The 14,851-nt window shown below is 65.3% G+C and carries 12 protein-coding genes; 7 read left to right on the top strand and 5 right to left on the bottom strand.

Features of this window, described 5'->3' with window-relative positions; all coding sequences use genetic code 11:
* Nucleotides 1-323 precede the first annotated feature (323 nt).
* Together A7X65_RS30355 and A7X65_RS30350 are read left to right on the top strand one after the other, a co-directional pair.
* Nucleotides 324-1,637, top strand: a complete 1,314-nt coding sequence (locus A7X65_RS30355) for a UDP-glucose dehydrogenase family protein (protein ID WP_063692217.1) — start codon at nucleotides 324-326, stop codon at nucleotides 1,635-1,637.
* A 133-nt stretch (nucleotides 1,638-1,770) separates the two neighbouring features.
* Entirely contained in the window at nucleotides 1,771-2,661 is an 891-nt protein-coding gene (locus A7X65_RS30350) for an aldose 1-epimerase family protein (protein ID WP_063692215.1), read from the top strand.
* Between the two features lies 1 nt (nucleotide 2,662).
* Here A7X65_RS30350 and A7X65_RS30345 read toward each other — a convergent pair whose 3' ends face one another.
* Nucleotides 2,663-3,511, bottom strand: a complete 849-nt coding sequence (locus A7X65_RS30345) for an MBL fold metallo-hydrolase (protein ID WP_063692213.1) — start codon at nucleotides 3,509-3,511, stop codon at nucleotides 2,663-2,665.
* Between the two features lie 500 nt (nucleotides 3,512-4,011).
* On the opposite strand from A7X65_RS30345, the gene A7X65_RS30340 reads away from it, so the two are divergent.
* The gene (locus A7X65_RS30340) at nucleotides 4,012-4,827 is read left to right on the top strand and encodes a response regulator transcription factor (protein ID WP_063692211.1); all 816 of its coding nucleotides are present in this window, start codon (nucleotides 4,012-4,014) and stop codon (nucleotides 4,825-4,827) included.
* 5 nt (nucleotides 4,828-4,832) lie between these two features.
* Here A7X65_RS30340 and A7X65_RS30335 read toward each other — a convergent pair whose 3' ends face one another.
* Nucleotides 4,833-5,966, bottom strand: coding sequence for a dienelactone hydrolase family protein (locus A7X65_RS30335; protein ID WP_063692622.1), 1,134 nt, complete (start codon nucleotides 5,964-5,966; stop codon nucleotides 4,833-4,835).
* Between the two features lie 299 nt (nucleotides 5,967-6,265).
* Between A7X65_RS30335 and pgm the strand changes: the two genes are divergently transcribed.
* From pgm to A7X65_RS30315, 4 genes are all read left to right on the top strand, one after another.
* Entirely contained in the window at nucleotides 6,266-7,912 is a 1,647-nt protein-coding gene (pgm, locus tag A7X65_RS30330; RefSeq protein ID WP_063692210.1) for a phosphoglucomutase (alpha-D-glucose-1,6-bisphosphate-dependent), read from the top strand.
* 287 nt (nucleotides 7,913-8,199) lie between these two features.
* On the top strand, nucleotides 8,200-9,249 hold the full coding sequence (locus tag A7X65_RS30325) for an aromatic ring-hydroxylating dioxygenase subunit alpha (RefSeq protein WP_063692209.1): 1,050 nt from the start codon (nucleotides 8,200-8,202) through the stop codon (nucleotides 9,247-9,249).
* A gap of 5 nt (nucleotides 9,250-9,254) precedes the next feature.
* Complete coding sequence (locus tag A7X65_RS30320) at nucleotides 9,255-10,016, top strand: GntR family transcriptional regulator (protein ID WP_063692208.1); 762 nt, start codon at nucleotides 9,255-9,257, stop codon at nucleotides 10,014-10,016.
* A gap of 10 nt (nucleotides 10,017-10,026) precedes the next feature.
* Nucleotides 10,027-11,007 (top strand): PDR/VanB family oxidoreductase, encoded by a 981-nt coding sequence (locus A7X65_RS30315; RefSeq protein WP_063692207.1) that lies wholly within the window; start codon nucleotides 10,027-10,029, stop codon nucleotides 11,005-11,007.
* A gap of 17 nt (nucleotides 11,008-11,024) precedes the next feature.
* On the opposite strand, the gene A7X65_RS30310 is transcribed toward A7X65_RS30315, so the two are convergent.
* The 3 genes from A7X65_RS30310 to A7X65_RS30300 form a co-directional block, all read right to left on the bottom strand.
* The gene (locus A7X65_RS30310) at nucleotides 11,025-11,771 is read right to left on the bottom strand and encodes a cupin domain-containing protein (RefSeq protein ID WP_245323940.1); all 747 of its coding nucleotides are present in this window, start codon (nucleotides 11,769-11,771) and stop codon (nucleotides 11,025-11,027) included.
* Nucleotides 11,772-11,892: 121 nt separating this feature from the next.
* A complete protein-coding gene (locus tag A7X65_RS30305) occupies nucleotides 11,893-13,854 on the bottom strand; it encodes a putative bifunctional diguanylate cyclase/phosphodiesterase (protein ID WP_063692205.1) in 1,962 nt (653 codons plus the stop codon).
* A gap of 397 nt (nucleotides 13,855-14,251) precedes the next feature.
* Nucleotides 14,252-14,617 carry a nuclear transport factor 2 family protein gene (locus tag A7X65_RS30300; protein WP_063692204.1) on the bottom strand — a complete coding sequence of 122 codons (366 nt, stop codon included), beginning with the start codon at nucleotides 14,615-14,617 and terminating at the stop codon, nucleotides 14,252-14,254.
* Nucleotides 14,618-14,851: the final 234 nt, after the last annotated feature.

Genomic DNA, 14,851 nt, shown 5'->3' with positions numbered 1-14,851 from the left:
TCCGCAATCGGCGCAGCTTGTGCGCCGTCCGTGAACCTCCGTTCGTGCCGTGGTTCTTGCGTGCCTGATCACCGGTGATCTTCAGCGAGTGTGAAGACGCGCCTCGACTTGGAACGCGCGCATATCCGGCACTTCTCTCGCATACGTAGAATGCACAATTGCATGTCCCGTATTCAAAAAGATGTCCGGAATTCCTGTCACGCGATGCGGCTAAGGTTTGTTCGTTCAGCGAAGCAGCGTGCCCTAATGTTGTGCGTGCGGCCTGATAGAGAAATGTCTAGGGTGTTCAGTGGAACATCCGTCTTCAACGGAAAGAGTTTTTCATGCGAATCGCGATGATCGGAACGGGCTATGTGGGACTGGTGTCCGGAGCCTGCTTTGCGGATTTCGGTCACGACGTCACCTGCGTCGACAAGGACGAGAAGAAGATCGCAGCCCTTCACCGTGGCGAGATCCCGATCTACGAGCCCGGCCTCGACGAGTTGGTCGCAACCAACGTGAAGGCCAAGCGGCTCGACTTCACCACCGACCTGTCGAAGCCGGTCGCGGACGCTGATGCGGTCTTCATCGCGGTCGGTACGCCGTCGCGCCGCGGCGACGGCCATGCCGATTTGTCCTACGTCTATGCTGCCGCGAAGGAGATCGCGCAGTCGCTGTCTGGCTTCACCGTCGTGGTGACGAAGTCGACCGTGCCCGTCGGCACCGGCGACGAGGTTGAACGCATCATCCGCGAGACCAACCCGAAGGCGGACGTCGTCGTCGCTTCCAATCCGGAGTTCCTGCGCGAGGGCGCCGCGATCCGCGACTTCAAGTTTCCGGATCGCGTCGTGGTCGGCACCTCCGATGAGCGTGGCCGCAAGGTGATGGGCGACATCTATCGTCCGCTGTCGCTGAACCAGGCGCCGCTGATGTTCACCGCGCGCCGCACCGCGGAGATGATCAAATACGCGGCGAACGCGTTCCTCGCGACCAAGATCACCTTCATCAACGAGATCGCCGATCTCTCGGAAAAGGTTGGTGCCAACGTGCAGGAGGTCGCGCGCGGCATTGGCCTCGACAACCGCATCGGCACCAAGTTCCTGCATGCCGGCCCCGGCTTTGGCGGCTCGTGCTTCCCCAAGGACACCAAAGCGCTGATCAAGATCGCGCAGGACTACGACGTGTCCTTGCGCATCGTTGAATCCGTGCTGGCGGTCAACGAGAACCGCAAGCGCGCGATGGCCCGCAAGGTGAGCCAGGCGCTCGGTGGCGGCTTGCGCGGCAAGACCATCGGCGTGCTCGGCCTTACCTTCAAGCCCGACACCGACGACATGCGCGACGCTCCGTCGATCCCGCTGGTGACCGGTCTGATCGACATGGGTGCGAAGGTGAAAGCGTTCGACCCTGTGGGCATGGAGCAGGCCAAGGGCGAGCTGCCGAACATCACCTATTGCGAGGATGCCTATTCCTGCGCGCAAAGTGCCGATGCACTCGTCATCGTCACCGAATGGGTACAGTTCCGCGCGCTCGATCTCGATCGGCTGAAGAGCGTCATGGCACAGCCCGTCGTCGTTGACCTCCGCAACATCTATCGTCCGGAGGAGATGGTTGCCGCCGGCTTCACCTACGATAGCGTCGGACGGTCACCGCAGGCCTGAGCAAGCCGTTTCAGTTGAGCTTCGCCCGCCTCGTCCTGGGGCGGGCGAAATCGTTTCTGATGCGATATGATCGGGCCGCGCGCGGCGACCCACGCTTGGTTTCGTCAGCCTCGCTGCTTCCATGGAGATGACCATGACCGACGACACGCACACGATCCGCAGCGGTGGCCTCTCTGCGACCGTCAAGGCGCAGGGCGCCGAGATGTGCTCGCTGAGAAGCGACGCCGGGATCGAATTTGTCTGGCAGGCCGCGCCGGCCTGGCCGCGCCATGCGCCGCTGCTGTTTCCGATCGTCGGACGTCTCGCCAACGACGAATTGCGGCATCGGGGCAAAACGTACCGCATGACGCAGCACGGCTTTGCGCGCGACAGCCGCTTTCGCTGGGCGGAGCGCGGCGAAAGCCGCTGCGTGCTCGTGCTCGAGGACAACGAGACGACGCGGGCGCTCTATCCGTTCGCGTTCCGTCTGACGGCCGTCTACACGATCGACGAGACCGGTCTCGATCTCTCGCTCACGGTCGCGAACACCGGCAGCGAAACCTTGCCGGCGTCGCTCGGTGGTCATCCCGCCTTCAATTGGCCGCTCCAGCCTGGCGCGGCGAAGGAGAGCTATGCGCTGACCTTCGCGAACGCGGAGTCCTCTCCCGTTCGCCGTCTCGACGGCGGTCTGCTGCGTGGAACACCTGAGCCTAGCCCGGTCCAGGGCGCGTCACTTGCCTTATCCGACTCCCTGTTCGTCGATGATGCGATCCTCTTCGACCGGATCGAGAGCCATTCGGTGCGCTACGCGGCCGGGCAGGGCGCAGCCGCCGGTCCCTCGCTGAAAATGTCATGGCAGGGTTTTCGCGAGCTCGGCGTCTGGTCGAAACCGTCGGGCGCGCCGTTCCTCTGCATCGAGCCGTGGCGTGGCCATGCCAGTCCCGCCGGCTTTGACGGCGAGTTCAGCGACAAGCCCGGCCTGATGCATATCGCGCCCGGCGCCGAAGAGCGGTTGTCGTTCCGGATCGAGGTCGCATCGTCCTGAGTTAGACTTCGATCCGCGTCAGGTCTTCGCCGAGTACGACAGGACCGGAATAATCCCGCCGGATATCGGCGAGCAGCGCGTCCAGCATGGCATCGTCGGTGCGGGGACGGTGATGCGTCAGCGCGAGCTTCTTCACGCCGGCCTTGGCCGCGACCTTGCCGACGGTGTCGCCACAGGCGATCGTGTATTTCGCCAGCCGGCGCAGATGCTCGTTGTTGATCTCGGGCGTTGCGAGAAAGCAGACCTGGACGAGCAGATCGGCGCCTTCGGCCAGCCGCTCGAGGCCGGGGCAGGGGACCGTGTCGCCGGAGATCGCGATGACCTTTCCCTCCGCCTCGAAGCGATAGCCGAGACACATCCAGCGCGCCAGAAACGCCGGCGACATGTCGAGCCCGTCGCCATGCGAGACGAGTTCGGCGCTGATCTTCCAGCGGCCGGTGTCGAGAACGGGACCCGGAATGATGTCGGTTGCGACGACCGGCTTCCATCCGCCGAAGGTCGGCTCGCCCTGATCCCGCCAGGCAATGTCCTTGTCGTAGACCTGCGTGACCAGCGTGTTGACCAGCCGTTCGGTGTCCGGCGGTCCGTAGATGCGCAGCTCGTCCTTGCGTCCATGCATCCAGGAATTGAGCATCACGTCGTAGAGGTCGCCGATGTGGTCGAAATGGTGATGGGTGAGAAAGACCGTGTTGATGGCGCCGAGCGGCACGCCGGCCTTGCTGAGCTGCACCATGACGCCGCGGCCTGCGTCGAACAGGATGTTCTCGTCACCGAGCCTGATCAGCGTGGTCGTCGCCATGCGGCGTGGGTCGGGGCGCGGACCGCCGGTGCCGAGCAATATGACTTCCATGGCGCTCACTCCAGCGCGCAGATGTTTTGAGTGCACAGAGTAAAGTCGAAGGCGGCGGCGAGGCAAGCGGATGTAGAACTTGCGTAGCGCGCTGGTTTTTGCGCGTCGCGTCCATGCCAGGCTACTTCGTCGTGGCCCTGACGATGTCGAACAGGTCAGCATTTCAACCGCACATGAGCCGAGGTCGACGCGATGGTTGTTCGCGCGCCCGCATTGCCGAAGGTGGCTCGTCATCACGCCCGGCGAGCCCGCGGCGCATCGTCGTTCCCAAAAATCCGAAAAATTTGATAGCCAGAGGTTGTATAAAATGACGAATGTGCGGGGTGGGCGGTATGAAGCCCGCTCTCGCGGGCGCTTTGCGAGGCGCGCCTGCATGATGATGCGCCGGATGAGAAATGTGGGGCAATTCATACTTAATGCGGCAATACCGTGAACAATATTGTTCGGGCTGCACAACACGCCTAATATTCGGCAGGCAATTTCGGGGGCTCGAACCAGCTGTGAATGTACGTTCACAAGACAATGCGTTGCGCGACAGCGTGACTTTTCACACCGGGTCGCCCGCACACAGGACATCCAACATCGTGGCTGATGCTTCACGTCAGGACGTGCGCCCGGCGGGCCGCGAGCGGCTGATCGTTGTCGAAGACGATCCGGTGACGCGGACCATGCTGGTCGGCTATTTCAGCGAGAACAATTTCGACGTCGTCGGCGCCGGCTCGTGCGCGGAGTGCCGCCAGGCGCTGCGTTCGCGCACTGATCTCGTCTTCCTCGACGTGCAGTTGCCCGACGGCGACGGCTTCGAGCTTGCCAAGGAAATCCAGGCGACCAACAACGCGGGCATCATCTTCGTGACCCGCCGCGACACCGACGTGGACCGCATTCTCGGCCTCGAGATCGCCGGCGACCACTACGTCACCAAGCCGATCAATCTGCGCGACCTGCTCGCGCGCGCACGCAGCGTGCTGCGCCGGCGCTCGATCGATCGCAAGGCAGCGCGCAACCACAATTCGATCGCCTTCGGCGACTGGATCATCGACCTGACGCGGCGCGAGCTGCTCGGCGCCGATGGCAAGCCGGTGGCGCTGACGCGCGCCGAATTCGACCTGCTGGCGGCGCTGGTCGGCGCCGACGGCCGGCCGCTCAGCCGCGACTATCTGATCGAGGTCGTCAGCAACCGCCAGGCCGAGGTCGACATCCGCACCGTCGATGCGCTGGTGGCGCGGCTGCGGCGCAAGCTCGTCGGCAGCGGCACGCCCGTGATCGCGACCGTCACCGGCGTCGGCTACAAGCTCGCACTCAGCGAGCGCCTCTAAGAGTCTTATCGCGCGCGGGCGCTCTGGTCCGCCGCGGGCTTCTGCGCAGGTCCGGCCAGCCGGTCGTCGACCGCATAGAGCGTGCACGTCGCCGACCATTTCATGCAGGCATTGAGGGAATCGCGCTGGGCGTCTTCAGCGGTCGTATGCCCCGAACGCCAGCCGTAGCCGCCGTTCGGAGACACCGCAAACGCCTTGTGCGGCATCATGCTGGCGAGATAGCGCGCGAACTCGGCGCGCGCGGCCTCGTTGAGCTGGCTCGGCGGCGGCAGGGGATCGGGCGGACTCAGGATGTCGTGGTTCAGCCCGCGCTCGTGCAGGAAGGTGTCGAGATAGGGCGTCCATTGCGGGCGCGAGGCGACCGAGTAGAGATAGTGGCCGTCGTCGCCATAGGGCGGCGCGGCGATGAACTTCGCGTTACCGCCGGCCTTGCGAAACCCGTCATAGAGCCGGCGCGCAAGATCGGGACCGAAGAAGGAATCGTTGGCCGCATAGACCCACAGCATCGGCACGCGCGAGGTCTTGCCGAAGGTGGCGAAGGCCTGCACCAGTCCATCCTCGTTGCAGACGTCGTCGTCGTCGCGCGAACCGCGGCCGCCGGCAAAGCTGATCGCGGCGACGAGACCCGCCGGCGCCTGCGCCGTCAGCGCGACGGTCGCGAGCCCGCCGGCGGAATGGCCTGCGGCGATCATGCCCGATGTCGTGACGTCGCTCCGCCTTGCCATCGCGTCGATCGCGGCACGCAGATCCGCGACCGCAACCGCCGCTGCCGGCAGATAGGCGGCGTTGGCGCAGCCGCCGACGCTGTCGACGCGGCCGCCGGGCGAGGTGCCGTAGCCGCGCCGCATCACGATCAGCGCGGCGAAGCCGCGCCGGGCATATTCGAGCGCGAGGCCGTAATATTTGTGGGCCGACATTCCTGCGCGGTCGTCGAACTTGCGCGGCGAGCCGTGGCTGAGCAGCGCCAGCGGATAGCGCTTCGTCCCCGCCGGACGCACCAGGAACGCCTCCAGCCCCTGCGGCCCCGCCTCGGTCATCGGAATGCGCAGATCCTCGGTGTAGAACTCCGCGGCCATTGCAGGCGCACCGGCCATGACGAGACCGGCGATCAGCAGAAGCAGGTTTCGCGGAAGGATCATGCGACGATTCGACGGGGCCTCGGTGGTGAGGACCATAGCATGATCTCCAGAGTCGTCCTGGCGAAAGCCAGGACCCATTACCCCAAGCCGTCGTTTGGCGAAGGTTCGTGGTCGGTACGGCTGCCGAACGCCATGGATGGACCTCGCGGTATGGGTCCTGGCTTTCGTCAGGACGACAGCGGAGGTTGTAGCGTCGTCACACCCAAGGAACGCCTTCCCCCTCGCGCGTGTTGTGCATTTGGCGGGGGCTCTCCCGATGCTATGGTGTCCCGCACTCACGACAGACGAGGATCTTTCCAGTGGCTGATGTTCATCCCGCGGCGGGCAAGCAGGTCTCGCCGGACGCGCTCACCAACATTCCACGGCTGGTGACGGCCTATTTCGCGGGCAAGCCCGACGTGGCGGACCCCGCGCAGCGGGTGGCGTTCGGCACCTCCGGCCACCGCGGCACCTCGTTCAAGAACACCTTCAACGAGGGCCACATCCTCGCGACCACGCAGGCGATCTGTGATTACCGCAAGGAAAAGGGGCTGACCGGCCCGCTCTTCATCGGCATCGACACGCATGCGCTGGCCGAGCCCGCACTGGCGAGCGCCGTCGAGGTGTTCGCCGCCAACGGCGTCGAGATCATGATCGACAAGGACGGCGGCTACACGCCGACGCCCGTGATCTCGCACGCGATCCTCACCTACAACAAGGGGCGCACGTCTGGCCTGGCCGATGGCGTCGTCATCACGCCCTCGCACAATCCGCCCGAGGACGGCGGCTACAAATACAATCCGCCGCATGGCGGCCCGGCCGATACCGACGTGACCGGAATCGTCGAGAAACGCGCCAACGCCTATCTCGCCGACGGCCTCAAGGGCGTGAAGCGCATCGACTACGCCAAAGCGCGCAAGGCCGCAAACGTTCACCCCTACGACTTCATCACGCCCTACGTCGCCGATCTCGGCAACGTCGTCGATCTCGATCTCATCAAATCCGCCGGCATCAATATTGGCATCGATCCGCTCGGCGGCGCCGCCGTGCACTACTGGCATCCGATCATCGAGCGCTATGGCCTGAAGGCCACCGTCGTGAACGAGGCGATCGATCCGACCTTCCGCTTCATGACCGTGGATTGGGACGGCAAGATCCGCATGGACTGCTCCTCGCCCTATGCGATGGCCAGCCTGATCGGCATGCGCGACCGCTTCGACGTTGCCTTCGCCAACGACACCGACGCCGACCGCCACGGCATCGTCACGCGCACCGGCGGCCTGATGAATCCCAATCATTATCTGGCGACCGCGATCTCCTATCTGTTTGCGCACCGGCCGAACTGGGGCAAGGATGCCGCGATCGGCAAGACCGTGGTGTCGAGCTCGATCATCGACCGCGTCGCGAAAAAGCTCGGCCGCAAGCTGGTGGAGACGCCGGTCGGCTTCAAATGGTTCGTGGATGGCCTCGTCGGCGGCAGCTTCGGCTTCGGCGGCGAGGAGAGTGCAGGGGCCTCGTTCCTGCGCCGCGACGGCACGGTGTGGACCACCGACAAGGACGGCGTCATCCTCGGCCTGCTCGCCGCGGAGATCATGGCGAAGACCGGCCGCGATCCCAGCCAGTTGTTCAACGACCTCACCGCCGAGCTCGGCGTGCCGCACTATGCGCGCATCGACGTTGCGGCGACCGGGCCGCAGAAGAACATCCTGAAATCGGTCACGCCCGAGCAGCTCGGCCTGAAGGATCTCGCCGGCGATCCGGTTCGCTCGACGCTGAGCAAGGCGCCCGGCAACGGCCAGCCGTTCGGCGGCATCAAGGTCGAGACCGATTTCGGCTGGTTCGCCGCGCGGCCTTCCGGGACGGAGGATGTGTACAAGATCTATGCGGAAAGCTTTCGCAGCACCGAGCACCTGAAGCGGATTCAGGAGGAGGCGCAGGCGGGGCTCGCGAAGGTGTTCCGGGCGTAAGGCGCCCTGAAGGGCAGAACAACCGCGTCCGAGTATTCACGAGAGGTCGTCATGCCCGGGCTTGTCCCGGGCATCCACTGTTCTTAGCGCTGCGAGACAAGGCGTGGATGGCCGGGACAAGCCTGGCCATGACGCTGGTTGAGAGGTCAACGCTAAGCTGTTTCGCGATAATCATGTATACATTATCTTCAGTATAGGTATTATCGTAAGGTATTTTATCGCTTGAACGATTCCATCCCTCCGTTATTGTATACACAACGCATACATAAGCCGCGGGAGTGAGACTGATGACCAAGCCCTTCCCCATGAACGCCTGGTACGCCGCCGCCTGGGACGCGGACGTGAAGCCGGCGCTGCTGCCGCGCACGATCTGCGGCAAGCACATCGTGATGTATCGCAAGGCCGACGGCTCGGTGGCCGCGCTGGAAGACGCCTGCTGGCACCGTCTGGTGCCGCTGTCGAAGGGCCGGCTCGAAGGCGACACGGTCGTCTGCGGCTATCACGGTCTGAAGTACAACGCGCAGGGCCGCTGCACCTTCATGCCCTCGCAGGAGACCATCAATCCGTCGGCCTGCGTGCGCGCCTATCCCGTGGTCGAGCGTCACCGCTACATCTGGCTCTGGATGGGCGATCCCGCGCTGGCCGACCCCGCGCTGGTGCCCGACATGCACTGGAATCACGATCCGGCCTGGGCCGGCGACGGCAAGACCATTCACGTCAATTGCGACTACCGTCTCGTGCTCGACAATCTCATGGATCTCACCCACGAGACCTTCGTGCACGGCTCCTCCATCGGCAACGACGCGGTCGCCGAAGCGCCGTTCGACGTCACCCATGGCGAGAAGACCGTGACGGTGACGCGCTGGATGCGCGGCATCGAAGCGCCGCCGTTCTGGGCGAAACAACTCGGCAAGTCCGGCCTCGTCGACCGCTGGCAGATCATCCGCTTCGAGGCGCCGTGCACCATCGCGATCGACGTCGGCGTCGCGCCGACGGGCACCGGCGCGCCGGAAGGCGACCGCTCGCAGGGCGTCAACGGCTTCGTGCTCAACACCATCACGCCGGAGACCGAGAAGACCTGCCATTATTTCTGGGCCTTCGTCCGCAACTACCAGATCGGCGAACAGCGCATCACCACCGAGATCCGCGATGGCGTTTCCGGCATCTTCCACGAGGACGAGCTGATCCTCGAAGCGCAGCAGCGCGCGATGGACGAGAATCCCGATCGCGTGTTCTACAACCTCAACATCGACGCCGGCGCGATGTGGTCGCGCAAGCTGATCGACAAGATGGTGGCGAAGGAAAACCCGCCGCCGCGCCTTCAGGCCGCGGAGTAGGGCAGGTGAAAGCAGCGCCCGAGCGCGAGGTCGATCGCTCCGTCTCGCAGACCGTGAAGGCGCAGCTCGCGCTGCGCGACCAGATCCTGGCGGGCTCCTTGCGCCCCGGCGAGCGCATCTCCGAGCTGCAGGCGGTGGAGACCACGGGCGCCTCGCGCACCCCGGTGCGCATGGCGCTGGTGCGGCTGGAGGAGGAGGGCCTGCTCGAAGCCATCCCCTCCGGCGGTTTCATGGTGAAGGCGTTCTCCGAGCGCGACATCTCCGATTCCATCGAGGTGCGCGGCACGCTGGAGGGCCTCGCCGCGCGCTTTGCCGCCGAGCGCGGCGTCTCCGCGCGCGAGCTCGAGCCGCTGAAGGAATGCTCGGCCGCGATCGACGAATTGCTGCGCCAGGTGCCGATCTCGGTCGATGCCTTCTCGTCCTACGTCACGCTGAATGCGCGCTTCCACGCGGTGCTCACCGAATTGTCGCGCAGCGCGCCGCTGATCCGGCAGATCGACCGCGCCTCGGCGCTGCCGTTTGCCTCCCCGAGCGGCTTCGTGATGGCGCAGTCGGCGCTGCCGGAAGCGCAGCAGATCCTGATCATCGGACAGGAGCATCACCGCGTCGTCATCGACGCCATCGAGAATCGCGAAGGCGCCCGCGCCGAAGCCATCATGCGCGAGCATGCGCGGCTTGCGGTGCGCAATCTGCGGCTCGCGCTGCGCAACCGCACCCACCTCGACCTCTTGCCGGCGCTCGCGCTGATCAAGACCGCAACCGACTGAGGGCATCGCCATGCGCTTCATCGAAACCTGGACCCCGGCGACGCTGGTCTCGACGCGCGACCTTGCGCCCGGCATCCGCGAATTCCTGATCCGGCCCGATCAGTTCGACGGCGCCGCCTATCCGGTCGGCAGCCACATCAATGTCAGCGTGACCATCGACGGAATGCCGGAAACGCGCTCCTATTCGCTGGTCGGCGAGGTCTCGCCGCACGGCCTCCGCATCGCCGTGCGCCGCGCCGAGGATTCCCGCGGCGGCTCGCGCTACATGTGGCAGCTTAGCCCCGGGGCGCGGCTCGACATCACCCAGCCCGCCTCGCTGCTCGCGGTGGACTGGGCGCGCGAGAACTATTGCCTGATCGCCGGCGGCATCGGCATCACGCCGATCCTCGGCGCCGCGCAGGCGCTGGCGCGGCGCGGAGCCGATGTCACCCTGCATTATGCGGTGCGCTCCCGCACCGAGGCGGCCTATCTCGACGATCTCTCGGGGATGCTCGGCGAGCGCCTCGTCGTGCATGCCGGCGACGAAGGCGGGCGCCTCGATCTCGACGCGCTGTTCGCCGCGTTGCCGCGCGGCGCGCTGGCGCTGTTCTGCGGCCCGATGCGGATGCTGGATGCCGCGCGCCATGCCTGGATCGGCGCCGGCCATCCGCTTCCCGATCTCCGCTACGAGACCTTCGGCTCCAGCGGCTCGCTGCCGACCGAAACGTTTCGCGTGCGCCTGAAGGGCTCCGATGTCGAGCTCGAGATCCCGCGGGAGCGCTCGATGCTGGATGTGCTCAATGCCAGCGGTCACGAGGTGATGTACGACTGCAAGCGCGGCGAATGCGGCCTCTGCGCCATCGACGTGGTCGCGGTCGACGGCGAGATCGACCACCGCGACGTCTTCTTCAGCGACCATCAGAAGCAGAGCAACGAGAAGATCTGCGCCTGCGTCTCCCGCGCGCGGGGCACCATCACGGTGGACACGCTGCTGCGCGCGGACGCGGTCTGACCGAGCTTGCTCAGGTCTCAGGCGCGCTTTCCGCCGACCGAGATGAACGCCATCAGACAGGGCTCCGGCAGTGGGTTGCGCCAGCGATGGCGCGTGCCGTTCTGCACGACGCAGTCGCCCTGACGCAGATGGATTTTCTGCCCGTCGTCCAATTCCAGCGTCATCTCGCCGCGAACGACGACGCCGTAGTCGATGGTATCAGACGTGTGCATTCCCGGCGTGCCGCGCTCGAAATGGTCGCCCATGGCAGGGATCTTCTCCGACATTTCGCGAAGCCCGCTCTCGAAAGTGACGCCGGCCGGCGGCTTCCAGCCTTCGGGACGCTTCGGCGGATACGAGATGAGACGAAACATCGTGCCACCGGGGCCCGGGAAGGCCTTCGTGCCCTTCAACATCGGGTCCGGCTCGCGGCCGGTGAGATCAGGCACGCCCTCGGTCATGTACAGTTCGTAGAACGTCAGTCCGGGATTTGCATCGATCTCGACCACCTTCGGCGTCACGTCGAAAGACTTGAAGATCGATTTGCCGGCGTCATCGCGGCCGGTCAGCGCACGTTTTGGTGGCGGCAGATCGCTCGAATCCTTTGCTTCGGCCGGGTGCGACATTCCGCCGAGCGCACCGCCGGCCACCAGCGCGGACAGCGCCTGCAGCATGTGCCGCCGATGCCTGTCGTCGAAATGTTCGGCAGACGGCGCCGCCCCGTCCAAGTCCCGGGTGTTCTTCTTGTGCCGTTGCCACACGCGCCAAAGGAAGCTGCTGATCATGCGGTATCCCCTGTTTGCCGCCGACAACCTGCCTTCACACGTTCAATCTAGGCGCGTGGATGTTGCGACGCTATTCGGCTTTGGTCTGGGGATGGTTGCGTGTCGATGACGACCCGGCGGCCTAAGCCGCGTAGATCGCCCGAAGCTTCCGCGTATTCAGCAGCGCGAGCACGTTATCGGCCGACACCGGCCGGCTGATCAGATAGCCCTGCACTTCGTCGCAGCCGGTCTGCCTGAGATATTCGAGCTGGTCGGCGGTCTCGACGCCTTCGGCGACGACGCCGATGTCGAGGTCGCGCGCCAGCGAGATCACCGACTTCACGATCGCGGCGCAGTCCCGCTGCACCAGCATGTCGCGGATGAAGGACTGGTCGATCTTGATGCGGCTGAACGGCAGCTTGCGCAGATAGGTGAGCGACGAGAAGCCGGTGCCGAAGTCGTCGAGCGCCACGGTGACGCCGAGCTGCAGCAGCGCATTCAGGATCGACGCCGCGGAGCCGTATTTCGACAGCAGCATCGATTCCGTGATCTCGATCTCGAGCCGGCTGGGAGACACCTTCGCATCGGCGAGCGCCTGCACGATGGTCTGCAGGATGGCCGTGTTGTGAAATTGGGCCGCCGAGAAATTCACCGCGACCCGGATGTCTTCCGGCCAGTCCGCCAGCGTCGCGCAGGCGCGGCGGATGACCCATTCGCCGATCTCGTGGATCAGCCCGGTCTCCTCGGCGATGGCGATGAACTCGCTCGGCGGCACCAGGCCACGCGTGGGATGCTGCCACCGCAGCAACGCCTCGAAGCCGGTGATCCTGTTCTTGCCGAGCTCGAGGAACGGCTGGAACACGAGGAACAGCTCGTTCCGTGCGACGGCGCCCTCGAGGTCGGATTGCAGCGCCTTGCGGTCGCGGGACAGCCTGTCGTCGGCCTGCTCGAAGAAACACACCGAGCCCGGCCCGGCCTTCTTGGCGCGGTAGAGCGCCGCGTCGGCGTTCTTCATGATGTCGAGCGCGGTGTTGCCGTCGCGCGGTGCCAGCACGATGCCGACGCTGGTCGCACCCGAGATCTGGCGGCCCTCGATCTGGAACGGCTCGGTGAACGCGGCGACGAAGCGCTCGGCGATCTCGAGCGCATCCTCGGGCCGCGCCAGATTGGCCATCACCAGCGCGAACTCGTCGCCGCCGATGCGCGCGACATGCTCGGCCGCGCGGGTGCAGCGCTGCAGCCGGTTTGCGACCTGCATCAGGAATTCGTCGCCGGCGGGATGGCCGAACTTGTCGTTGACCTCCTTGAAACGGTCGAGATCGAGCAACAGCACCGCGAACTCCTCGCCGGAGAGGGCAAGGCGCTTCAAGGCGGCATCGAGCGTCTCGTTGAAGGCGAAGCGGTTGGGCAGTTGCGTCAGCGGGTCCTGCCGCACCGTACGCTCCGCCTCGATCTGCCGCATCACGCGGCGCGCGAAGGTGAAGGAATAGACGAACACGGCGCGGAGCAGCACGGTGCCGTAGACCACGACCAGGATCGCCACCAGCACATAGGCGGGATCGCCGTCGCGGCTGAGGCAGATCGCGATGCCGGCGAAGATCGGGGCGGTGAAGGCGATGGCCGCGATCGGGATGGTGGCGAAGGCCAGCGCACCGCCGGCCAGCATGCCCGAGCAGAGGCAGGTGATCACGAGCTGGCCGCCGGAGGAGGCGTCCGCGAAGAAGGCGACCGGTACGAAGCCCCAGGCGGTGCCGAGGACGAAGGCGTTGCGCACCAGCCGGTGCATCGCGCGACGCGAGACGAATTGCGGCTTGGTGATCCGGCGCGAGGCGTGGGATTGCACGCCGAACGCGATCGCGGCGCCGGCGACGAGCACGGCCCAGATCAGGGCCAGCCTCCAGTCGGGCGAATGCCACAGCGCGATCGCAAGCACCACGGCGTTGCAGGCGTTGGCGAGCATGATGCCGACCGAATAGCCGAGCACCAGCGACATCTGTTCGGCGCGGATGTGGCCGGCCACGGCTTCGTCCGTTGCGGGACCGCCGAACGCCGACAGATCGCCGGCGAACAGCCGCGCGACATAGCTGGTCAGTTGAGTCCGCATTTCAAAGCCTGGCAGCACGGCGGTTGGTCCGGCGCGATCGCGAGAATTCGCCGCAAACCTTTGACGAACTATGAATTATCCCCGTTCACCACGTTCGCCGTGACCACTTCTGCGTGTTCGTGCGCAGTATCGATAACAAATCGATACAAATGCCCGGCATTGGCGTCACCGGTGTAACGGCAGGACGATGTTCGCTACTCACTCCGCTGTCATGCCCCGGCTTGACCGGGGCATCCAGTACGCCGCGGCTTGTCGACTCATTCACCGGCGCTGCTGGGATACCGGGTCGCCCGGTCCCGTCTCCGCTAAAGCTGCGCCGGGCTCACAAAGCTGCTCGGCTGGCGAAGCTTTAGCGGAACCGGCAAGCCGGGCGATGACATCTGTTTTTGGGGAGGCCTCACCGCCCGAGCTGCTTGGGGTCGTAGTAGAACCGCTCTTCGATCAGCTTGTCGCCTTGCCAGGTCTGCCAGGCGATCTCCTCCAGCGTGCGTGTGACGCCTTCGGCGTTGGTGAAGCTGAAGATCCAGCGGGAGGCGACGTTGTCGCCCTCGATCAGGCTCGGCCCGATGCGGACGGCCTTGACCTCCTTGAAGGCGGCCAGCACGCCGCGCTCCTTCGCGGCCAGTTTCTCCCGCCCGACCGTCGGCGCCGCGTTGTTCTCATAGGTCGCCGCATCTGGCGTGTAGAACTGCTCGATCGCGCCGACAAGGTCGCCGTCCTCCAACCGCTTCGCAAACGCTTCGACGATGTCACGGCTGGGCATGGCGCACCTCACAGATAAAACCGACTGATAGTCGGTAAATACCGACTGGTAGTCGAAAAGTCAACTGGTGGCACGAGACGAATTCGATTAGAGCATCACGAGATCAGATCGCGGTGTGTCCACGATGGAGGTCTGCTCCCTCTCCCGCTTGCGGGGGAGGGCTGGGGTGGGGGTGTCTCCGCAAGGAAGGACCCCCAAGAGGAGAGAGCCCCCACCCGGCGCTTCGCCATAGCC

This window comes from Bradyrhizobium stylosanthis, from assembly GCF_001641335.1.
GTDB classification, from domain to species: Bacteria; Pseudomonadota; Alphaproteobacteria; order Rhizobiales; family Xanthobacteraceae; genus Bradyrhizobium; species Bradyrhizobium stylosanthis.
Note: the sequence above shows the minus strand (reverse complement) of the source record. Positions and strands in the feature narration are given on the sequence as shown.